Annotated in this window: 16 protein-coding genes; 10 read left to right on the forward strand and 6 right to left on the reverse strand. The window is 45.1% G+C overall.

The window, feature by feature from the left end; all coding sequences use genetic code 11:
• Positions 1–24: 24 nt before the first annotated feature.
• Positions 25–807, reverse strand: coding sequence for a head GIN domain-containing protein (locus tag AAC052_RS10210; protein ID WP_339813008.1), 783 nt, complete (start codon positions 805–807; stop codon positions 25–27).
• 137 nt (positions 808–944) lie between these two features.
• On the opposite strand from AAC052_RS10210, the gene AAC052_RS10215 reads away from it, so the two are divergent.
• The 5 genes from AAC052_RS10215 to AAC052_RS10235 all read left to right on the forward strand — a co-directional run bounded on the left by AAC052_RS10215 (position 945) and on the right by AAC052_RS10235 (position 6,454).
• The gene (locus tag AAC052_RS10215) at positions 945–1,412 is read left to right on the forward strand and encodes a hypothetical protein (protein ID WP_317492189.1); all 468 of its coding nucleotides are present in this window, start codon (positions 945–947) and stop codon (positions 1,410–1,412) included.
• A 159-nt stretch (positions 1,413–1,571) separates the two neighbouring features.
• Positions 1,572–4,199 carry a glucosidase gene (locus AAC052_RS10220; RefSeq protein ID WP_317492190.1) on the forward strand — a complete coding sequence of 876 codons (2,628 nt, stop codon included), beginning with the start codon at positions 1,572–1,574 and terminating at the stop codon, positions 4,197–4,199.
• A 12-nt stretch (positions 4,200–4,211) separates the two neighbouring features.
• Positions 4,212–4,754, forward strand: coding sequence for a hypothetical protein (locus AAC052_RS10225; RefSeq protein WP_339813010.1), 543 nt, complete (start codon positions 4,212–4,214; stop codon positions 4,752–4,754).
• A 120-nt stretch (positions 4,755–4,874) separates the two neighbouring features.
• Positions 4,875–5,426, forward strand: a complete 552-nt coding sequence (locus AAC052_RS10230) for a hypothetical protein (protein ID WP_317492192.1) — start codon at positions 4,875–4,877, stop codon at positions 5,424–5,426.
• A 14-nt stretch (positions 5,427–5,440) separates the two neighbouring features.
• A complete protein-coding gene (locus AAC052_RS10235; protein ID WP_339813012.1) occupies positions 5,441–6,454 on the forward strand; it encodes a DUF6588 family protein in 1,014 nt (337 codons plus the stop codon).
• Positions 6,455–6,534: 80 nt separating this feature from the next.
• Here the strand turns inward: AAC052_RS10235 and AAC052_RS10240 are convergent, their stop codons facing one another.
• Positions 6,535–7,737: a DUF5009 domain-containing protein gene (locus tag AAC052_RS10240; protein ID WP_339813014.1), complete on the reverse strand. Its 1,203-nt coding sequence runs from the start codon at positions 7,735–7,737 to the stop codon at positions 6,535–6,537.
• Positions 7,738–7,927: 190 nt separating this feature from the next.
• On the opposite strand from AAC052_RS10240, the gene AAC052_RS10245 reads away from it, so the two are divergent.
• Positions 7,928–8,428 (forward strand): DoxX family protein, encoded by a 501-nt coding sequence (locus tag AAC052_RS10245; RefSeq protein WP_317492195.1) that lies wholly within the window; start codon positions 7,928–7,930, stop codon positions 8,426–8,428.
• Between the two features lie 74 nt (positions 8,429–8,502).
• Here the strand turns inward: AAC052_RS10245 and AAC052_RS10250 are convergent, their stop codons facing one another.
• The 4 genes from AAC052_RS10250 to AAC052_RS10265 all read right to left on the reverse strand — a co-directional run bounded on the left by AAC052_RS10250 (position 8,503) and on the right by AAC052_RS10265 (position 16,237).
• Positions 8,503–10,023 (reverse strand): hypothetical protein, encoded by a 1,521-nt coding sequence (locus tag AAC052_RS10250; protein WP_339813017.1) that lies wholly within the window; start codon positions 10,021–10,023, stop codon positions 8,503–8,505.
• A gap of 602 nt (positions 10,024–10,625) precedes the next feature.
• Complete coding sequence (locus AAC052_RS10255; protein WP_339813021.1) at positions 10,626–13,358, reverse strand: 4-alpha-glucanotransferase; 2,733 nt, start codon at positions 13,356–13,358, stop codon at positions 10,626–10,628.
• 238 nt (positions 13,359–13,596) lie between these two features.
• The gene (locus tag AAC052_RS10260; RefSeq protein ID WP_339813023.1) at positions 13,597–15,084 is read right to left on the reverse strand and encodes an MFS transporter; all 1,488 of its coding nucleotides are present in this window, start codon (positions 15,082–15,084) and stop codon (positions 13,597–13,599) included.
• A gap of 130 nt (positions 15,085–15,214) precedes the next feature.
• Positions 15,215–16,237, reverse strand: coding sequence for a LacI family DNA-binding transcriptional regulator (locus AAC052_RS10265; RefSeq protein ID WP_317492200.1), 1,023 nt, complete (start codon positions 16,235–16,237; stop codon positions 15,215–15,217).
• Between the two features lie 212 nt (positions 16,238–16,449).
• Here AAC052_RS10265 and fbaA point away from each other — a divergent pair, with 212 nt between their 5' ends.
• The 4 genes from fbaA (at position 16,450) to AAC052_RS10285 (ending at position 23,062) form a co-directional block, all read left to right on the forward strand.
• Complete coding sequence (fbaA, locus tag AAC052_RS10270; protein ID WP_152000132.1) at positions 16,450–17,514, forward strand: class II fructose-bisphosphate aldolase; 1,065 nt, start codon at positions 16,450–16,452, stop codon at positions 17,512–17,514.
• A 167-nt stretch (positions 17,515–17,681) separates the two neighbouring features.
• Positions 17,682–19,397, forward strand: a complete 1,716-nt coding sequence (locus AAC052_RS10275; RefSeq protein WP_339813025.1) for an alpha-amylase family protein — start codon at positions 17,682–17,684, stop codon at positions 19,395–19,397.
• 5 nt (positions 19,398–19,402) lie between these two features.
• Positions 19,403–21,079, forward strand: a complete 1,677-nt coding sequence (locus tag AAC052_RS10280; protein WP_339813026.1) for an alpha-amylase family glycosyl hydrolase — start codon at positions 19,403–19,405, stop codon at positions 21,077–21,079.
• Positions 21,080–21,238: 159 nt separating this feature from the next.
• Positions 21,239–23,062 (forward strand): family 16 glycoside hydrolase, encoded by a 1,824-nt coding sequence (locus AAC052_RS10285; RefSeq protein ID WP_339813030.1) that lies wholly within the window; start codon positions 21,239–21,241, stop codon positions 23,060–23,062.
• Positions 23,063–23,064 lie beyond the last annotated feature (2 nt).

Raw genomic sequence — 23,064 nt, forward strand, 5'->3', positions numbered from 1 at the left:
AATAATTGAACCGCCCACTCTCTCTTAATTGTCATTGACAATCGACCCTGAGCCATTGTCGGTCTCATCAACAACGGCATCGCCTCGGTAAAAAATAGATCCGCTGCCGGACACAACCGCTTCAAGTTCATCAGTCACGTGCACTTTGGACGACCCGCTTCCCGAGTTAACTACCTGCGCTTTTGTGGCAGCCATTTCATAGGCGTCAATACCACCCGATCCTGAACAAGTCGCTTTCAAGAAGTCAGCTGCCCCGCTTAACAAAACACTTCCCGAGCCAGAGTGAGAAACCGTGACATTGGTAAAATCTCCTGTAAAAGTGATTTTACCAGAGCCTGTTAGTGCCACATTTGCCTTCTCTCCTTGCCCTGCATAGGTTATCTTACCCGAGCCCGACAATAAAATATCTACGTCATCGTCAAACGAGTCCAGCGTTGTGATACTACCCGAACCAGTAAGTATAATGTTTTCAAGCTCCGGCAGAGTGATAAACACCGAAAAGTCTTTGTGATTGGAGATGCAGCTTCGGGGATAGATAGTCCATTGTCCATCTTCCACATCGGTGCTGATGAGGTCGAGAATGTTGGGCTGCCCCTCAATCTCAACGCTCAGCGTCTCCCCTCTTTCTATGGTTACGGTGCCTGCCATGGTCATGTTTATGCCTGTAAACGCTTCTATGTCCAGAGCTCTTCGCACAATATCACCTTTACCCCTCTCACAAGGGCCATCTACGATACTACATCCCTGACTAGCGATGCCAAAAGCTAAAACAGTCACCAATCGCCAATGTGTCAATACAGTTTTCATAATAGTTAATTGCGTAATTTTTACCGCTTACTCCCCTATAGTCGTTATTCAACGGAATAAGGTTGCCGTTGTGTGAATATTATTCTCGCACTATTGACTTTTTTTCATTTACATTTGCGATTCTTTTTTCAATAAGCATGACGAAAATAGCAGATTTAGCGAAGTTCAAAAGGGAGGTACTGGAACAATGCATTCAGCGCCAGGAACAGCAAATAGCGAGCTTGAAAGAAGCCATTGAGGCTGCCATTGAAAGTGCGCTGAGCGAAAGTGGCAGTTCGGAAGACAGCCAGGATTCCTTCCGAGAGCAGATGCAGCAAGAGCGAAGCATGTACAACAACAAGCTGGCGGAAAGCAGTGAGCTTTTGGCAGGTCTCAAAAGAATCAATCCAAATGCGGTGTTTAGCCAAATTGGACAGGGTGCGCTCGTAGTTACTGACAAGCAGATTTTCCTTATTGCAGGAAGCATCGGCAAAATCACCTTTGACTCACAGGATATCTTTGTCATTTCTACACAGTCTCCTATCTATGATGCGATTGCCGGACTGAAAAAAGGAGACAAATATGAATTCCGGGGGCAGCATTTTGTCATTACCGACTTGACGTAATTTTTCCGGATAAAATTTTTCCGGTTTCAAACGATTGAAAACTGCCTTCTCTCTACAAAAGTATTCGTAGCACTGGTTCAACTGCCAATTTCAAAGTCAAAATTGTATATTCGGTGCCGCCTTTTATTAGGATGTATCTGGAAATTGAATGTGTAGTGTATGACTGTAGAAAAGAGAAGACTTGAAGAGTGCCGAAATGGAGTTCGCTGGAAAGAATGGGGCCCTTATCTTTCAGAAAGGCAGTGGGGAACAGTTCGTGAAGACTACAGCAAATACGGTTCGGCCTGGGAAAGCATACCACACGACCATGCCAGAAGCAAAGCCTATCGGTGGGGGGAAGATGGCCTCGGCGGTTTCAGCAACGAGGATCAGCGAATTTGTTTTGCATGGGCATTTTGGAATCACAAGGATCCTATTCTAAAGGAAAGGCTATTCGGGCTGTCTGGTATCGAGGGAAATCATGGTGAAGACGTGAAGGAGCTGTACTATTACCTCGACAGCACTCCTACCCACTCCTACATGAAGATGCTTTACAAGTATCCTCAAGCAGAGTTCCCCTACAAAAGCCTGCTTGAGAAAAATCAGAAAAAGAGCAAGCTCGAAACTGAGTACGAGGTCATGGATACCGGTATCTTCGACAAAGACGAGTATTTTGACATATTTCTTCATTATGCCAAGGCTGATGTTGAGGACTTCCTTTTTGAGGTTGAGATAATTAACCGCAGCAATAAAAAAGCCCCAATCACAGTACTACCCACATTTTGGTTTCGCAACACATGGTCCTCTGGTAAGGACAAATTCATCCCCTCCTTGGAAGAATTTGACAAGCAGCATATGTTTTTGTCTCACCACCTACTTGACGACTTCCACGTCTATTTTGACGAAAATATTGAAGAGCAAGCTTTTACAGACAACGAAACCAACAGATCGAAGCTATACGGCATTTCCAATACGGCTAAATTTTTGAAAGACGGCATCAACGACTACATAGTTGATGGAAAAAAAGAGGCCGTTAATAAAGAAAAAAGAGGCTCGAAAGCGAGTGGAATCTACACCTTTAGCATAGCAGCCAATAGCAGCAAAAAGGTGCAAGTTAGGCTAAGCAGAAAAAAACTCGATAACCCATTTGGGGATTTTGATGCTGTGATGTCGCTTAGAAAAGCGGAATGCGATTCGTTCTACCGTTCTTTGCAATACAAAGTAGCCGACAGGGACTTGCGAAACATCCAACGGCAGGCATACGCCGGCATGATGTGGAGCAAGCAGTTTTATTACTATAATATTAGAGAGTGGCTTGGTGGTGACCCCGGAAGAATACCTCCACCTCAGGAACGTCGTCATGGCAGGAATCACGACTGGCAACACATGGACAGTGCCGATGTCATTTCAATGCCCGACACGTGGGAGTATCCCTGGTATGCTGCATGGGATCTTGCTTTCCATTGCATACCTATAGCGAGGCTGGATCCTGATTTTGCCAAAAATCAGCTCCTGCTGTTACTCAAAGATGAGTACATGCACCCCAACGGACAGATTCCCGCCTATGAGTGGAACTTCAACGACGTTAACCCTCCTGTTCATGCCTGGGCCGTTTTAAGAGTGTTTAAAATGGACAGGAAAATGCAGGGCAAAGGTGATTTTGATTTCCTTCAAAAAGCCTTTAATCGTCTGTTGCTGAACTTCACCTGGTGGGTCAACCGAAAAGACGCCGATGGCAAAAACATCTTTCAGGGAGGCTTCCTTGGGCTGGACAATATCGGAGTGTTCGACCGCAACCGTCCACTTTCGGAAGGCTCCTCACTCGAACAAGCTGATTCCACAAGCTGGATGGCCATGTTTGCCCTCAATATGCTTCGCATGTCGCTGGAACTGGCTGAAGTTTATCCCGCCTATCAGGACATGGCCAACAAGTTTTTTGAGCACTTCCTTTACATCGCCAGTGCTATGAACAGCTCTGATGATGATACGGTGAACCTCTGGGATGATGAAGACAACTTTTACTATGATGTGATGCATGTAAAAGGCCAGGATCCTCAGCAAATGAAGGTTCGTTCAATGGTTGGTCTGATTCCGCTTTTTGCAGTAGAAACGCTAAGGTTGTCGACTTACGAAAAGTTGCCGGAATTCAGAGAAAGGCTGGACTTTTTCATGAAGCAACGCCCAAAGCTCGCTTCGCTGGTAGCCCGATGGGAAGATCCGGGGCGGGGAGAAAGAAGGCTACTCTCACTTCTTCGTGGCTTCAGGATGAAGAAGATCCTGGAAAGAATGCTTGACCCTAATGAGTTTTTATCCGACTATGGCATCAGAGCCTTATCGAAATACCATAAAGAAAATCCGTACGTACTTGAAATGGAGGGCGAAAAATTCGTTGTTGAGTACCTTCCCGGAGAGTCAGACTCTTCGTTTTTTGGTGGTAATTCGAACTGGCGGGGGCCGATTTGGTTCCCTCTGAATTACCTCGTTATTGAGTCGTTATACAAATTTCACTTTTATTATGGTGACGACTTTAAAGTCGAATATCCTATCGAGAGCGGAGAATATGTTACCATTAAAGATCTGGCTGGAATGTTGGCAGAAAGGTTGATGAAGCCATTCCAAAGAGATGAAAACGGCAATAGACCTGTGTTTGGAAACAACGAAAAGTTTCAAAAAGACCCTCACTTCAAGGACTACATTCTGTTTTATGAGTATTTTCATGGAGACAATGGAAGAGGTCTTGGTGCCAGTCACCAAACTGGTTGGACAGGACTTGTGGCAGACATCATTCACAAATACTACAACCCTTAAACCCTGCAGAGGATGTTTTCTTTTTTCAAAAGAGAGAAAAGCAAAGAACTACCAGCGATAATGGTATTCACCTCAAAAGTACAGCTATACAAATGGCTGATAGCCGATGCCGTGCAATCTCCATCTACTATTTTCTATTTCTTCGAAGAAACCGGCAATGAGCTAAGAGCACTTCTTGATGCGGCTGGGGCTGAGGAGATAAAGTTATTAAACTGGAAAGGTGCTGATAAGAAGATGATATCGGGCAATGTGTATGTTGCCGAGCTTTACCCTCTATCAGGCCCATATACCAACCTCATCAACGGCCTTCAGCAAAATTCAAAGACCAGCGTACAGACGCTATCTCATCTTGACAGCCCTATTTTCACGAAGATGGGAGGCGAAAATCTAAAGGCTCTTGTGGCACGCCTTGGGGTCAAGGCGGACGAGTCTATTTCCCATTCCATGGTTACACGAGCAATCAGCAATCTCCAGTCAAAACTTGATCAAAAGGTGGCCACAGAAAGAGAAGCGAATTCTATTGAAGACTGGTTTCGTATCAATCTAGGTGACTAGTCTGTAAAATATATATCTGGCCAAAAGCACCACTACGTTACGGAATCGGATATTTTAGTATATTCGCTTAACTATTTCCTTTTTTTAACTTACTAGTAGCGTCTTTTTAATCAGAATGTAATGAAAAGATTTTCTTGGTCATCAATCCCGTTCTTGCTTCTATTGTTTGCAGGCTGCGGCGATGCTGGAATTGGCTTCAATATTACACGGAATGTTCCCATTATTTTCGAAATAGCCGTCCCCGGAAATGATCCAGGCATCGAAATAGACCCTCCGGCATTCAATAAGACTTTCAGGCTGTCCGACGTCAGCGCTTTCAAGGATGCTTTATCTGACCTGGCTGAGTCTGATGCAGTAACCGTTAATTCCGTTACCTATACCATCACCGATGTCTCAAATGAGGAAGAGGTAGAACTGGATGAAATAAGTCTGAGTGTAGCGTCGCAAGTCACTCAACAGCGTAGTGTTTTAGCAATCACTGGTAAGCTTCAAAACACCTCAGAAAAACCTGCTGGCGTGAGTGATGCCGAGGCCGGCACGATTAAACAAATCCTTACAACCTACAAGGAAGTAGACAACACACTCACATTTGATTTCGCTGAGGTGCCCAGCTCCGATCTCAACTTCACTTTTACACTTTACTACAACATTACCTTAAGAGTAAGGTATTAATCACCAACTTGGTTATGAAAAAGCTAATACTATTTTTTGCTCTTGTGTATGCCCCATTTTTGAGCCAATCCCAAAGCTTAGACGTCTTCATCGAGGGGGGGGTAGATGATGCAGAAGAGTTGTTGAAAAATTACTTTGAGCCTGCTTTTTTGGGTTTCGGCTATGGGCTTACCAACAACTGGGCTAATACCGCCAAGCCTCATCAACCCCTGGGATTCGATATTACACTGTCGCTATCGGTCGCCTATGTACCGGAAAAAGCCACTTTTTTCACATTTAAGCCAAACGACTACTCAAACGTGACACTGGCCGATCCAAACAAAGATCAACTGCCAACAATTTTTGGACCCAATCTGGATGCAGATGATATCCCGGAAATTATTTTCAATGAGGGCAAGCAAGAAAGTGAAGTGAAATTCACAAGCCCAACCGGCCTTGGCATGGAAGAAGTTATCGGGTTCAATGCGGTTCCGGCCCCAATGATACAAGCCGGATTAGGCTTGATCAAAGAAACAGATTTGAAAATCAGAACGATACCAACCTACACTTATAAAAACGGTGACACAGAAGTAAAACTAGGCATGCTCGGTTTCGGTATTCTGCACGACATGAAGCAACACGTGCCTGCTTTCGCATTTGCACCTTTCGAACTGTCTATTCTTGCTGGTTTCAGCCGAATTTCTGTCGAAACAACGCCTGATATTAACACCCCTGATAACGTGACCAGATTAAGCGTGAAAGGAGCTACAATACAAGTGCTCGGCAGCAAAGACTTCGTGAAAATTATCACACTGTACGGTGGCGTGGGATTAAACGGAGCATTTACAAGAGTGAGGCTCGACGGCAGCTATAAAATAGAAAGCTCGCTGCAATCGCTGGTAAATCCTATTGATTTTAAGTTTAGCAATTTCAGTCCACGAGCAACAGTGGGCGTCAAACTAAACCTGGCAATCATTACTATCAATGCAGATTACACAGTCCAGAAATACAACACTCTCTCAATGGGTCTCGGTGTGAGCGTAAGATAGTGGGGAGTTATTTGGCTGCCGCTATAGCAGTCTAATAAGGTGCCACACAGCCATTATCTTTACTTTCGGCGTGCCGTCGGTTAAAGCTTAATGAAAACCTTCTTCTTGTAGAGAAAATAGACGGGTATGAAGCAAATGACGAGCGAATAGAACAACGCCCAAATAAGGGATGAGAGCTTTTCCGGAACTCCCACTGCGACCAGGCCGTCAAAAAAACCGCTTCTCAATGGAATATTGGCTAATGCCAACAATTTCAAGATCACACCATGAAGGACATAGGCCACCACAGCGTTGGAGCCAAATATAACACCAAGCTTTGTCCAGCTTACCTTGCCCTGAACATCTACCAGCCATACGAAAAAGGCTAGAGACATCGCTGCCAGACCAGCGGCATATAACACATAAGAGCTGGTCCAGATGTGCTTATTGATGGGAAAAAACCAATCAAATACGTTACCGGCCACAAAGGCACTGAATCCTGCCACAAACAACCAAATTACCTTTTTATCCGAATCCAGTTTACTCAGCAGCAACCTTCCGGTCAGCATACCGGCAATGCCAGTTCCTATAGCAGGAAATGTGCTCAGGAAGCCCTCAGGATCCCAGGTTTTTTCCCACAGTCTGCCAGGCACAAGCCTTCGGTCAAGCCAGGACTCCATGTTTGTGCCAGGTTCGTAATTAGCTGCAATAAGCCCCTCGCCAACCTTCCTTATTCCGTCCACGGTTACCATACCCCCGCTTCGCAAAGTCTCACCCGTGCTGAGCGCCTGCTGAATCACGTCATCGATTGGAACAGGCACAAAAGTCATTATCGCCCAATACCCCACAAGGAGACCAACCGCCCACTTTACCTGAGCTTTCCAGTCGCCGTAAATGTACAGCAGTGAGCAGGCGAGAAAAACGATACTGATACGTTGAAGGACGCCGGGAATCCGAATATTTCCCAGGTCAAATTTTGGAAACATCCACAGAAAAATACCCAGTATAAATATTTTCAAGGCCCGTACAAGCACTTTTTTCACCAGTTCTTTTTTACTCTTTCCCTGATCTAGCTGCCGCTCAAAAGCCAGCGCAATAGAAACACCCACTATAAACAAAAAGAAAGGAAAAACGAGATCCGTTGGCGTAGCACCATGCCAATGGCTATGGAGCAATGGTGAGTAAACATGGCTCCACGAGCCGGGTACATTCACTATGATCATAGCCAAGACGGTAAATCCCCTCAGTGCGTCAAGTGATACAAGACGGGAATCAGCCGTAAGTCCTTCAAGTTTGCCTGCCATATTCAATTTTAGTATCAACCTACGCCCCCGTTCTCACTACCGCCACTAAATATTTACTTAGGCCACCAGAAAGTTGTGAACGGCAAATTTTTAAGTTTGAGCCCGACTGACCAAAGTCATGGCGAGATAAAAGTGTACTTTTATATCTTTTACTAAATTAGGCCTCAAAAAATTGAACTAAACAAGGTATATGAGAAGGCTATTAGATGCACTGGAAGATGTGGAGAGAATTTGGGTAAAGTGGCTGGATAAGCATGCTTACGATTGCCTGAGAATTAGCATTGGGCTCATTTACCTTATTTTTGGCTTGCTCAAGTTTTTTCCACAATACAGTCCCGCTGAGCAGCTCGCTGCCGACACCATCTGTATCATCACATTCGATGTGCTTTCGGGGAATGCCGCATGTATCGTTCTTGCAATTATGGAAACCCTCATTGGAGTGGCCCTGATTGTCAACTTTAAAGCCAGGGCAACCATCTTAGTAACTATCTGGCATATGTGCTGCACTTTTCTGCCGCTGGTACTACTCCCGCAGTATGCATTTAATCAGGATCCTTTCAGCTTTTCAATCGTGGGACAGTACATTTTCAAAAATCTGATTATTCTGTCTGCGTTGATGGTGCTTTACAGGAACCTTGCGAGTAAAGCATCAAAACACGCTGTGCTTGACGTAACAGAAAGGAAAAATTAGGCGTCTATGATGATCAGCTAAAAGCCCGTCTTGGTCAGCTCGCCCCCCACTTTCATAAGCACCTGACTAACAGGCTATTTCTTGGCAAAGTCTAGCTTCACATGTGCATTTGTCATGAATCCCATTAAAATATTCCAAAGCTGCTCGTAAGGAACAATCTCAACTTCAGCAAAAGCGTCACCCGGCTCAGGGGTAATTTTGAGTCGTTCCAAATACCGCTTGCCTTTTTTGGCTGCCATGTCGGGATTGAAACTACACTGCACAATAATGGAGATCAGTTTAAGAAATAGTTTCTCTCTTTGACTTTCCGGATTCTGATTTAAGTACCTGTAAATGTAGCGCTCAGAGTTGGGCAACTTGGTCAATGCCAGATCAAGCCTGTCTTTCTTAAGAAAGTCCATAAACTCTAAAATGAGAATCGCTACCATGAATCCCTGTTTGTCTTGGCTGTAGAAAGGGAGTCGTTCATAGATGTCCTTAAAACTCAGCACATCTTCCACATTCCGATCAGGCATTATAAAATATAAATATCCCTTGTATAGCTCCCACCTTTCCTTCGACTGAGTGCTAATTTTGTCCACATAGGGGTTTCTGGTTACCTGGTGAATCACTTCATCGGCCAAAAGATAGTTCTTATTGTGAAGCGCCAGCAGTACGTAATTCTCCATGTGAGAAAACCAGTTCCTCGAAGACCTTGATATGTGGTTCATCCCCTCCTCAGCATATTTAATGCCCTTGTCGTAGTCCTTGGCTCTCAAACAAGCATAGGTACGAGTGTAAACGTGGTGACGCATGTCAAACCTCAACGGGTTTACGGCACCTTTATTCACCAAATCATAAGCTTCATCGGCAATTGCAACAACACTTCCGTAGTCGCCCAAAAGCTCATTTGTCCACAACCGAAGCCTGTAGTAATTTTCAAAAAGTGCGTATGATCCTCCTTTCTCCCATAATTTCCTAAGAACTTCCACCGCCTTAATAGTAGACTCCAGGTGTACTTTCCTCGAATGGACAGACTTGCCCAATTGCATCCATTTTAAATAAAAAATATCAAGCGACTCCTCCTCTAGTCGATTGATCACTTCGTATTTTTTTATCTGTCCAATGGCTTTCCTTAAGTGGTTCGGGCGAAATGACTCTGAGTATATTACTCTCAGCATCTTCAGACCGATCAGTGTCAGGTCAGTAAACTCTGATTCCTTAGAGATGGTCAGTGCCTTTTTTATACTTTTTTCAGCGAGCTCGTATTCTCCTTCCTTGTAAAGTATCTTGGCTCTGAAAATATGACTGTGGCACTCCTGCTCAAAAGGAAAACTAATGTTACCCCTCGAGTCATTAAAATCAGCAAAATACAAAAGGTTATTCAGCTTGGTACGCAATCTGGACTTAAGCATCCTATAGCGTTGGTCTGTGCCATTTGTGCCATACATCCCAAAAGCAGCGTCATCATCTGTCGTGTAAACGCCACTTTGTATGCTATTAAACAGTTGCTGCTCTTTACCTGGGTTGTCTTCATTATTTACAACATCGATAAGAGAAACATTTTTTTTGACTCTGTTTGTTACAATTCTGACTATTTTTTTGATCTCATTCATAGTGAACACTTCAAATTTTAAGCTTCAGGAGGAATTTCACCGACTTTATACCGTAAACTACTAAATTTTTTATAGTTAGCAAATGTTACAAACTGTCGTAAATGGGTAGTAGGTATTCCACCATCTTCGAGGCGTGTAATTCACTTAACTTAACCAATGAGACTATGGCACAGTATGTTTTCTTCTTGATTCTTTCTCTAGGCCTCTATTTTGCTTCGCCTTCAACAACTTCATCCTCATCTACCAAAAAACCAAAGCAATCATTGCGAATTATTAAAACAGACGATGGTGGACAGGGTGGCTGGGTAGGAGGCGGCAAATAATACATATTGCTGAAAGTTTACTTGTTAAAAAAGGGTAGTCAGAACATCTCCCTTTTTTAACAAGTTAATGGAGCCGTATCGCCCCACCCTGTTTGGTGTTTTCTGCTGAAACAAATTCTTTTAAGTTATTCCAACCCAACTATTGCCTTTTGCCAAATTGGGTAGTTTGAAATATTTTGAATGCCGGAAAGACACCATTGACGCTAAAAAGCCAAAGAACACTCTGACAAACTAAGAAAAAGAGTTTGAACAAAAGGTACGAGTATTGGCCTTAAAATGCTAGTATGAGCGGATTCTCCCCGATTCGTCGGCAAGTTTTCTTAAATAAGTGCTAAAACCATCTTCCTTAAGCAGTTCCTCAAGTGTAAGGTGAAGTCTGTATTTCCAATAATGCTGCGGGTTTGCCGGCACATTAATCCTTTCCTCGCTGGGGGAAGATCTTCGAAGCCTTTCATCCATTGCCAGCAAATCCTGTATAGGGAAGATTGCCCACATGGCGGGTGCTTCCATATGTTGCCGGATAATTTCTGAAGCAATCCATGGCTCGCAGTGAACAGGCGCTTCGCCGGTTTGCCTCAAAATGGAATTGAAAAATCTTTGAACCTCCTGCCTGTCCTCTTCCCACCAGCCTCTCAAAGTAGAAGTATCATGACTTGAGGTAGTAGTAACCGACAAATACGGGGTTTGAGAGGGAGGCCAAAACTCCCAGTCCGGGTTATTGGGCATGCGCTGCACAGCAAGACTGAGAATTTGCATTTCGGCCATAACGCCCGGAACGCTTTCAGGAACCATACCCAAATCCTCGCCACATATCAACATATTAGTAGCTGCCTTCAGCGCAGGGAGCTTTTCCATGGCCCGGTGTTTCCAAAAATCGTTGTGTCGTTTGTAGAAATAATGAACATACAGCCTGTTCATTACCTCTTTGCTTCGATCGTCGAGATCTCTGTAGCTATAGGTACTGTGAAATCCAATTCTGGGATTGAACAGACTTGCATCATCCGTCGGCAGGAAAAGTACTTCCGCATGCAGCCTGAAAAGTTGACTTCGCAACCAAATCAAATGCTCACTATCAGCATTGCCGCTCTGCATTATTTCCTCAATATGAGTACTGAGCTTCCGTTGAGTAGTGTATTTCTCCTTAAACCGATACTTACCCTCTTCAAATTCATCCAGATAAGTCTCCTTTACTTTGTCGCTGTGTGCACCGAAAATTTCTGAGAGCATATAAGCCCTGATAAATGGCTCGCAATAACGCTCTTTGTTAAATTGCAAGCCCCAATTGCCCAATTCGTCAACGCCGAACGGCAAACAGGGGTTAAAGTGCCCGAAAAGCCCCTCCACTGCGTGCATGGGTATTTCCCAAATTCTAAAAAAGCCAAGGATGTGATCGATACGGAATACATCAAAGTAGTCCGCCATTTTCTTCAAACGCTCTTTCCACCAGGCATAGTCATCTTTGGCCATCTCTTCCCAATTGTAGGTTGGGAAGCCCCAGTTTTGCCCCGTAACAGAAAAATCATCCGGTGGTGCACCCGCCTGGCAGTCCATGTTGTAGAGCCTGGGTGCTATCCATGCATCCACGCTATTTCGGAATATCCCGATAGGAATATCACCTTTGAGCACCACGCCTTTCTGCCTGGCATAGGCAGTGGCCTCCTTGAGCTGCTTGTCGAGATGAAACTGGATAAAGTAGTGGATAGCAACATCATCATAGTGCTTTTGCTTCGGGTCAGCAAATTTGGCTATTTCCTTTTCGGAATAGACCGAATATTGGGGCCATTGACTAAAGTCCGGCGTGCCGAATCGGTCTCGCAGGCATGAGAATACCGCATATGGCAACAACCAGTGTCCATTTTGAGCAAAGAATGTTTTGAATTCCTTACTTTTCAAAACGACCTCTTTGTGTTCAGCATAGGCAAGCTTAAAATACTCAGCTTTGGTATTCATCACCTGCTCATGATCAACATGATCGAGACGGTTCAGCGCTATTCTCTTTTTATCAAATTCCTTCTGCCGCTTACGGTCACTGAGCGCTCCCATTGACTGGAGATTAGCATAAATGGGATGAAGAGCAAAAACTGAAATGCCGGCGTATGGGTAAGAGTCTACCCAGGTGTGAGAAGCTATGGTGTCGTTAACAGGAAGTACCTGGATAAGTTTGTTGCCCGTTTTAACAGACCAATCGACCAACTTTTTGATGTCTTCAAACTCACCTACGCCCGTGCCCGACTCTGACCGCAATGAAAAAACGGGAATGGCCACCCCAGCGCCCCGCCAGTTGCCCGACTGGAACCGAAAGTGCTCATCGGCCTGAATGGTAAGCCCACCTTCTTGCGCCGAAGCACTTCGTGGCAGGTAGCGATTCTCACCCCCCTCCCATTCTTCAACTCGTTTGGTCTTCGTATTGTAAAGGACATATTTATACTCAACGGGAAGCTCTTCCAAAGCAAAGTTTACGTCCAATTCCCATACCGGAAATTCAGCATTGCCCATGAGCACCACCTTCTCTTCCTCCCACTCACCGAGAGCTTTATGGCTTCCTATCAATCCCACCTGGTAGTCTTCTGCAACCCTGGGCAAACGAAGTTGCAGTCTGTAAGACAAACCAGGGCCACCAACTACATTTTTCTTTGGTTTCCCCTTTTGCTTAAAAAACGCCTGCATAAAGGGCGAAGTGTTCAATAAATTCTGATCATCAGTCGTAGGCCTCCAGTAGTCCCGCACCTCAACAGTCTCATACAGACTTGCGTCAATATTCTGTCTTCGTTTGTCACCAAATTCCCATTCCGTAGTGCCAAATCTCTCATCAAGCAGGTAGTATTTATAGTCAAAGGATTTACCCTCGGCTTCATCCATTTCAACCGCTATCGACCACTGGTCGCCACCAGTTGGCACCAAAGGAACAGCCTTGGCCTCGCTCCAGGAGCCCAGGCTTTTCGCCGAACCACAAATGAAAAGGCGTTGGCCCCAAACTGTTCTGTAGTCAATATTGAACCTTACTTTAATCATACAAATCAAAATATGTGGAACGGCCTCCCGAAGTAAAATGAAACGAATCGATGCACCTTGTTGGCATTTTTTTTATCGTATTGGTCTAAATTATCCCGACGCAATTAAAACATGGCGATCAAGAGCCGCAAATATAAAGGGACAAGCCTCATTGTATCACCTTCCTTTTTAGAATATCAAGTGATAGATGTTTCAAGATTGCTTACTCGGAAGGCCCCTTTCCACTGCAAAAAACAAATCAGTTCTCGTCTTTAACCAGCAGCACCATGACAGCGGCAACCATAAACGAGACTCCCCCAATGATAAGTGCGTAAATAGCTTCCCCTTCGAAGACCCGTTTAACCAAAAATCCCAAAAGAGAGGCGGCACATATTTGCGGGATAACTATAAAGAAGTTAAATATCCCCATGTAAACCCCCATTTTCCTGCCTGGTATAGCGCCTGCAAGAATAGCATAAGGCATGGCCAAAATACTTGCCCAAACCAGGCCAACGCCTAAAAAAGGAATAACAAGTAATTCAGGAGACTTTATGAAAGAAATTGAAATAAAACTCACGCCCCCTATGATCAGGGAAATCGTGTGAGTGATTTTTCTTGACGTCTTGCCTGCCAGCCAGATAAGTCCGAAAGCCAGCAAAGCCGCCGCACCATTGTAAACTGAAAACAACACTCCCACCCAGTCAGCTCCATCATTATACAGCTGAGACGTGGCATCCTGTGTGCCGTAAACGTGGGAAGTGATGGCGGCTGTGCTGTAAATCCACATAGCAAATAGGGCAAACCAGGAAAAGAATTGCACAACAGCCAGCTGTTTCATAGTAACTGGCATGTTGTTCAGGTCCGTAATAATAGATGTAAGCCCATTACTAATACCGGATTTTGACATCCAGCCAACTATCACCTCTATAAGCCCAAAAACGATAAGTCCAATCGCCAGTATGTACACTTCCTTTTCTGCATTTACATACGCCAACGCCAGGGTCAAACCGATTCCCAGCGCCAGCAAAACCAGCCCCACGTTGAGGAAAGTTGATACTTTGGCGACCCCCTGTTCTGGCTGGGCCAAGCTGGCTCCCTCATCGTTGTCAAACTGAGCAAGTTCATCCGGCGGATACTCTTTTGTCTTCAGCACCGTCCACACAATGGCTATCATAAATATGATTCCCCCGATATAAAAAGAGTACTTAACAGAGGGCGGGATAATTCCCTCGGCTGCCGTATTGGGTATTCCCAACCAGTTAGTAAGCACATAGGGAAGTGCCGAAGCAACCACAGCGCCAGTACCTATGAAGAAGCTTTGCGTGGCGAAACCTGTGGTACGTTGATCAGGAGGAAGCATGTCGCCAACAAACGCCCGAAAGGGTTCCATGGAAACATTGATGGATGCATCCATGATCCAGAGCATGCCGGCTGCCATCCACAGAGTGGGCGAGTTGGGCATGATTATGAGCGCCAGCGAAGCCATAATAGCACCCGCCAGAAAATAAGGCCGTCTTCGGCCCAGCCTGGTCCAAGTGTTATCGCTCATGTGGCCAATAATAGGCTGTATGATCAAGCCCGATACCGGCGCAGCGATCCAGAGAATGGGGATATTGTCAATTTCTGCACCAAGTGTTTCAAAGATTCTCGACACGTTGGCATTTTGCAAAGCGAATCCAAACTGGATGCCCAGGAAACCGAAACTCATGTTCCAAATCTGCCAAAAACTAAGACGGGGTTTTTCCATGTTGTTTAAGCAAGTAGGTAAAATCAAAAAATCCGAAATGCAAACATATCGGATTCGGTTATAATGCTCCGAGCTCAAATTGGAGCAGCCGGATACAAACAAACGGGAAGGTAATACGCTTGTTTGAAGACTATCTCATTGAAGATTTTCTGATAATGAGTTTTGTTTTCAACACCTCAGTACGAGGCACAAACTCATCCTCATCTGCTTCACTTTGCTCAATAAAAAGCTGAGCCGCCTTCTGGCCCATTTCAAAACCAGGCTGCGATACGGTTGATAGTGACGGTTGCATAAGGGAAGAAATTTCCCAGTCACTAAAGCCAACGATAGCCACATCCTTTGGAACAGAAATGCCTCTGTCACGCAGCGCTATCATTGCACCGATCCCCACCATGTCGTTGTTGGCAAATATGCCATCAAAAGTCAGCTTTTTGTCAAACAGGGTGGCTATTTGCCGACTCCCCTCATCAAAGGTTGTTTGCTCACAGTGGATGATAAGGTTTTCGTCTATCGGTATATTATTCTTTTTCAAAGCCGCCAAATACCCGTCTCTCCTGTTCTTTGTGATATCAAGATTTTTTGGCCCTTCGAGGTGCACAATCGTTTTGCAACCTATGCTGATCAAATGCTCGGTGGCTTGAAAAGCACCATCGTAGTCATCCACAATCACACGACTGGTATTCAGCTCTTCACAAACCCGATCAAAAAAGACAAGAGGAATTCCTCTGTCAATAAGGTTTTTAAAATGATCATACGAAACTGTTTCCTTGCTTACAGATGCAAGTATGCCATCCACCCTACTGTTGACCAGGGCGTTGGTATCCGACACTTCTCTGAGGAAAGACTCATTGGTTTGTGAGATGATTACGTTGTAACCAGCCTTATAGGCAACATCTTCAATTCCACTGATGATGGTAGAGAAAAAGAAATGAACTATCTCAGGGATGATAACACCAATAGTGTTAGTCTTACTCTTTCTTAGGCTGAGGGCAATCAAATTAGGCTGGTAATTCAGCTTTGCAGCCAACTCGCTAACGGCCTTTTTTGTCTCTTTGCTTATGTCCGGATGGTCTTTTAGCGCCCTGGATACTGTAGAGGGAGAAATGTTCAACTCCCTTGCAATGTCTTTAATGGTTACCGGTGGGTTCTTCATTTATATCAAGGTTTATCCGCAAGGCGAAGAGCGAAATTAAAAGTAGGCATCAAATTCTACAAACTTGGCTAAGAAGTTATAAATTTTTCAACTAAAAACCGATTTAGGCTATTTGCCAAGTCTAAACTTAGCTCCCTCTTTGCTTATTTGTCTTTTAGGGATAATTTTGATTTTTCCCTCTGTAAATAACAAATTCAATAAAATATAATACTATGAAATTCAGACCAGGCGTAATATCAGGCGACGAAGTAAAGGAAGTGTTTGACTATGCAAACAAAAACGACTTCGCCCTTCCTGCGGTCAATGTGATCAACACCAACACGGTGAATGCAGTACTTGAAACAGCAAAGGCTGTTAATTCACCCGTTATCATACAGTTCTCCAACGGAGGCTCTTCTTTCTTTGCAGGCAAAAGCCTGAGCAACGACAACCAGTTCGCTGCTATTGCGGGCGGTATTTCAGGCGCTCAGCACGTGCATTTAATGGCAGAAAAATACGGTGTTACAACCATTCTTCACACCGACCACTGCGCTAAAAAACTTTTGCCATGGGTTGACGGACTGCTTGACGCTGGTGAGAAATTTTACGAAACACACAAAAAGCCTTTGTATAGCAGCCATATGCTCGACCTATCCGAAGAGTCGATTGAAGAAAACATGGAAATAAGCACCAAGTACTTCAAGAGAATGGCAGCAATGGGCATGACACTTGAAATCGAATTGGGTGTGACTGGTGGAGAAGAGGATGGTGTCGACAACTCCGACGTTGACAGCTCAAAGCTTTACACACAGCCCGAAGAAGTCGATTTCGCCTACACACAGCTGAAAGCCATTTCCGACAATTTCACAGTAGCCGCTGCCTTCGGCAACGTTCACGGCGTATATAAGCCAGGCAACGTGAAGCTGATGCCGGTAATTCTTAAAAACTCCCAGGAGTTTATCATCAAAAAGCATGGAACTGGACCATTGCCAGTTAATTTCGTATTCCACGGCGGATCAGGATCAAGCAGAGCTGAAATCCGTGAGGCTATTTCTTACGGAGCCATCAAAATGAACATCGACACCGACATGCAGTGGGCATATTGGGATGGTGTGAAAGACTACTACAAGAAAAACGAAGGCTACCTGCAGTCGCAGATTGGCAATCCTGAAGGCTCCGACAAGCCGAACAAAAAGTTCTACGACCCAAGAGCCTGGCTCAGAGAGGGTGAAAAAACTTTTGTAGCTCGCCTGAAGCAATCGTTCGAAGACTTGAATTGCATCAATCGTAACGCTTAGTTGCCTTGGTGACTTTCAGATTATTGGAAGTAGTTAAACTGACGGCAACTGTCGTTGTCTCTTGTTTTCTTATCCAATGCTCAACCCCTGAAAGTCACCAATCTTCTTCCACCCTAGACTCCTCTTTTATGGCTGGTAAATCAGATAAAATAATCGTTTACCAAATAATGACACGGCTTTTTGGTAACAAGGTCAATGCCAATAAGCGGTATGGCACCATTGAAGAAAACGGAGTTGGCAAAATGGTTGACATCAATGCCAAAGCGCTCAAAGAGCTAAAGAAATTTGGCGCTACACATATTTGGTATACCGGTGTGCTTGAGCATGCCACGATGTCGGACTACACCTCGATAGGCATTGCGCTTGACGATGTGGATGTAGTAAAGGGCAGAGCAGGCTCGCCTTACGCCATCAAAGACTACTATGACATCAGTCCAGACTTAGCCGTAAACCCAAAAAACAGGAAAAAGGAATTCCTTGCTCTTGTCGACAGAACCCACAAAGAGGGACTGAAAGTGCTTATCGACTTTGTGCCCAACCATGTGGCCAGGGGATATTCCTCCGATGCCGCACCTGAAGGTGTAAAAGGATTTGGTGCTGACGACGATGTGTCGGTAGCATTTAAAGCATCTAACAATTTCTACTACATTCCAGGCCAGCCATTTCAGATTCCGGCGGGGTATGATCCCTTGCCCGGCCATGAGCACCCTACCAAAGACCAATTCTACATGGAGTCGCCCGCAAAAGCCACGGGGAATGACGTTTTCTCCCCTACTCCATCCATCAACGACTGGTTTGAAACGACAAAACTTAACTATGGGGTTGACTACGTCAATTTCAGAGAAAGACATTTCGATCCTATTCCAGACACCTGGAACAAAATGCTGGAGATTCTGACCTATTGGACTGAGCAAGGGGTAGATGGTTTCCGGTGCGACATGGCAGAGATGGTGCCCGTGGAATTTTGGGAATGGGTCATTCCGAAAGTGCAGGCCATCAATCCTGACATCATTTTCATTGCAGAAATTTACAACCCCAACGAATATAGAAACTACATCGAAAAGGGGCATTTTGACTATCTGTACGACAAGGTAGAGCTTTACGATACGCTGCGGCACATCATTGAAGGCAAAGCCAACACAGATCACATTACCACTGTGTGGCAGAGACAAGAAGGTATTGCCCAACACATGCTGCGCTTTCTTGAAAACCACGACGAGCAAAGAATCGCCTCTCCTTTTTTTGCTGGCAACGCAAAATATGCTATACCGGCCATGGTACTAACGGCCGCCATGCACACGGGGCCAGTCATGGTTTACTTCGGTCAGGAAGTAGGTGAGCCAGCTACTGGCAGTGAAGGATTTTCGGGAGAAGATGGCCGAACAACCATTTTCGATTACTGGGGCGTACCCAATCACCAGGCATGGATGAATGGTGGTAAGTTTGATAGTGGAAACCTGTCTGCTGAAGAACAAGAACTACGAGAATTCTATCAGTTTATTCTGTCCTTTTCTTCAAAAGAACCAATCATTGCATCAGGCGGCTTTTACGATCTGCACTATTTCAACCGGAGCGCTGAATTTACAGGGCACAGCAACAATGTATTCACTTTTTTGCGCCACAGCGACAAAAACGCCTTCCTGATAGCGGTTAATTTCAACAAGGAAGGAAGCGAGCAAGTGCGTTTAAAAATACCTGCTGATGCGCTAGCGGTGTTTAATATGCATCAGAAAAAATCGATCACCTTTACTAGCTACCTCGACAAGGGTGAAGCGGTTGTTGTGCCGACCGATGACCTGACATCGAAAGATTCGTCGAATGCGTTGTCTTTTGAAATGGAACCGAATTCCTTTAAAATATATCGGCTAACTGGCAAAAATTAACTCCTATGACCAGGCGAATAATTCTTATTTTTCTGTTGGCGGGGCTCTTTTCTTGCCAAAGCCCCAGACAGGAGGCGTCGGCCCCTGAAACGGTAAAAGCCCCATTTCTTTGGGAGAATGCTACTGTCTATTTTCTGCTAACGGACCGCTTCAACAATGGCGACACAACTAACGATGTTAATTTCGATAGAACCGGTGAAGCTGCACCGCTGCGAGGGTTCATGGGCGGCGACATCAAAGGAATCAATGCGAAAATTTCGGACAACTACTTCACCGACCTTGGGGTAACGGCGCTTTGGTTTACGCCTGTTGTCGAGCAGATTCACGGCTCAGTTGATGAAGGCTTTGGTAACAACTATGGCTTCCATGGCTACTGGGCCAAAGACTGGACAACCCTTGACCCCAACTTCGGTACGAAAGAAGATTTGGCAGCATTGGTCAAGGCAGCTCATGAAAAAGGAATCAGGGTGGTGCTGGACGTGGTGCTGAACCACACCGGCCCAGTTACTGAAGTAGATCCAGTTTGGACAAACTGGGTAAGAACTGAGCCACAGTGCGTTTACCAGGACTATGAAACTACGGTAGCGTGCACCCTCGTAAAAAATCTGCCAGATTTGCTGAGTGGAAGCGATGAGGAAGTGGCGCTTCCCCCTCATTTGGTAGAGAAATGGAAAGTTGAAGGTCGATACGAGCAAGAGCTGGCCGAACTTGATGACTTTTTTAAGCGCACAGGCTATCCTAGAGCACCCAGGTATTACATCATCAAGTGGTTAACTGACTACGTGAGGGAATTTGGTATCGATGGTTTCAGGGTGGATACTGCCAAACACGTAGAAGAATCGGTTTGGAGCGAGTTGTACAAAGAAGTGATAATCGCTTTTAATGACTGGAAGCGCTCCCACCCCGATGAGGTGCTCGACGACAATGCGTTTTACATGGTGGGCGAAGTGTACAATTACGGTATCAGCGGTGGTCGTTGGTATGATTTCGGCGATAGAAAAGTCGACTACTTCGACAAGGGGTTTCACAGCCTGATCAATTTTGAGTTCAAGTATGATGCACAGAAGGACTATGAATCTATCTTCAAAAAGTACGATACATTGCTACACACGAGCCTCGTAGGCAAAGGAGCACTGAATTATTTAAGTTCGCATGACGATGGGCAGCCATTTGATGCGACCAGACAAAGAGCTATAGAAGCGGGAACCAAACTCTTGCTAACCCCTGGTGCCGCCCAGATCTATTATGGCGATGAATCGGGGCGCCTTCTACAATACGAGGGAGCATCGGGCGACGCAGTGCTTAGGTCTTTCATGAACTGGGAACAAATCTCTGACAATGCGAGTATTGGAGACCAGCGTGCGCAAAGCATTCTCGATCATTGGAGGAAACTCGGCACGTTCAAAAGAGACCATGTGGCCGTCGGTGCCGGACGCCATGAGCAAATCAGTGAAATGCCTTATGTTTTTTCACGCATTTACAAAAACAGTGTACTAGAAGACCGGGTTGTAATTGCATTGGATGCGCAGCAGGGTGAAAAACTAATACCGGTTGGTGGGGTTTTTCCCAACGGAACCCAATTAAAAGACTATTATAGCGGCCAAACTGGAGAGGTAAGAGACGGGGAGGTTGCTATCAAGTCCGGCTACAATATTGTTTTATTAAGTCCAATAGGCACTTAGTGCTTTCATATCGCTGGATAGAGATACCTGCGATTTCCGCCCGAAGGTTGACGGCCAACGCCATTCAAACATTAATTCCCGGGAAATTTTGCTTAGTTCTGTTTACTTGCAAGAATATTTGACTGGATCAATCTTCCGTTAGGTTAATACTTACTACATATGAGAATATTGAGATATTTTACGCTAGCCGTTCTAACTGCCTTCTTCTTAACCTCCTGCTCTGATCATTCAGCTGAAGAAAGTGCGTCAGTTGAGGTTCCCGACGCCCTTCCAATGAAGCTTGTTTCTCTATCGGACTTATCCGGGTTCACTGATATTGGCAAAGAGTGGGCTATTGCAGGCGAGGTGCTGGCCGTTCCAGGTGGCTTCGAAGCGAAAGCAGGAAGCGGAAGCCTGGTAAAAAGCGGCAAAGACTCTGGACAAATTTCCAGCGGAATTAAGCACGCTGATTTGGAACTGGAATTTAGCTTTGCTCTATCAGAGGAGGCAGATTTAAAAGTAGTTCTACTGGAGCAATACCCACTTATCGTGTCAGAATTTGCCAATGGGCAACAAACCGAAAAGTCTGGCGGAGGCATTCCAGTACGAATTGACAGTACTCAGCGTACAACTGTCAACGCCTTAAAAATGCCCGGCCTGTGGCAAACTTTGAGGATAACGTTCAAAGCGCCTCGGTTTGGCAGCGACGGGCGGAAAACTAAAAACGCTATATTCTCCGAAGTGTATTTAAACGGGTTTCTCATTCAATCCGGCGTAGAAGTGAAGGAAGCAATATTCACGCCCGACAACGAAGAGTCGGCTTCTGGCTCGTTTATCTTTACTGCGGCAAACAACTCAGTTGCTCTGAAGGACATTAAGTACAAATCTTTTGGCCTTGAAAAACTTACACTAAGTGACCTTGAATATTCGCTTTATCAGGGCACGTGGGACAAGCTCCCCGACTTTACCACAATGACCCCGGCTAAAACCGGCAAAGTAGATGAGCTATCTATTGTCGGTCTGGCTGACGGTAACGACCACTATGGCGTGATTTTCAAAGGCAATCTCTCGGTGCCAAATTCTGGCGACTACCTTTTTGAAACTTTGATTGATGATGGTGGGGACTTAATCATTGACGGGCAAGTTGTTGTGCACAATGACGGAGAGCCCGGTTTTGGTGCCGTCAAAGGGCTTGTCACGCTGGAAAAAGGGGTACACACCTTTCAAAGCTCGTATTTTCAGGATGTGTGGAGCTCCATGTTGATGATTTACTACGAAGGCCCTGAGATTTCCAGGCAATCGTTCGGGGTAAACCCTTACGGTGGTTCAGGGCGAAAGCAGGAGCCGATGGTCGTTAAACCTGAAACCGAGCCCCGGCTGGTAAGAAGTTTTCTCGAGTACAAAAACACCCGAAAGACTCATCCAATATCTGTAGTGACCAGTGAAAGGGTCAATTATTCGTATGATTTGCTAAATGGTGCCCTCATCAAGGGGTGGAAAGGCGCTTACGCCGACGCAAGCGAAATGTGGCGGGGACGTGGTGAACCTCAGCTTTTGAAACCGCTCAACTTTAGCATCGACTTTTCCGACCAGATTCCGGTAGCCAGGCTGGTAACACCTAGCGACAAGTGGCCTTTAGAAAACCCCGAGGGATTTAAAATGTTGGGTTACGACATCAATGGGCAAGGATACCCTGTGGTTCGCTACGAAATGAATGGGCTTAAATTTGAAGATTCCACCAGGCCTTCTAGTGACCTTAAGGGAATCTCAAGAGAAATTAACTTTACAAATCCGGACTCCAATGGCCTCCATTGGTTCCAGATTGCCTCAGGAGAAAATATTTACCAATTGTCTAATGGCTGGTATTGCGTAGACGGAAGCTACTACATCATAGTCGACGAAAAAGCAGACGCCAATGTGACAAACAGGTTCGATAAGGAGCTCATTCTTCAACTACCTAATGCTCCTGAAAAATCGAGTCTCACCTATTCTATTGTATGGTAATT

Origin of the sequence: uncultured Imperialibacter sp. (assembly GCF_963974565.1) — a bacterium.
GTDB classification, from domain to species: domain Bacteria; phylum Bacteroidota; class Bacteroidia; order Cytophagales; family Cyclobacteriaceae; genus Imperialibacter; species Imperialibacter roseus.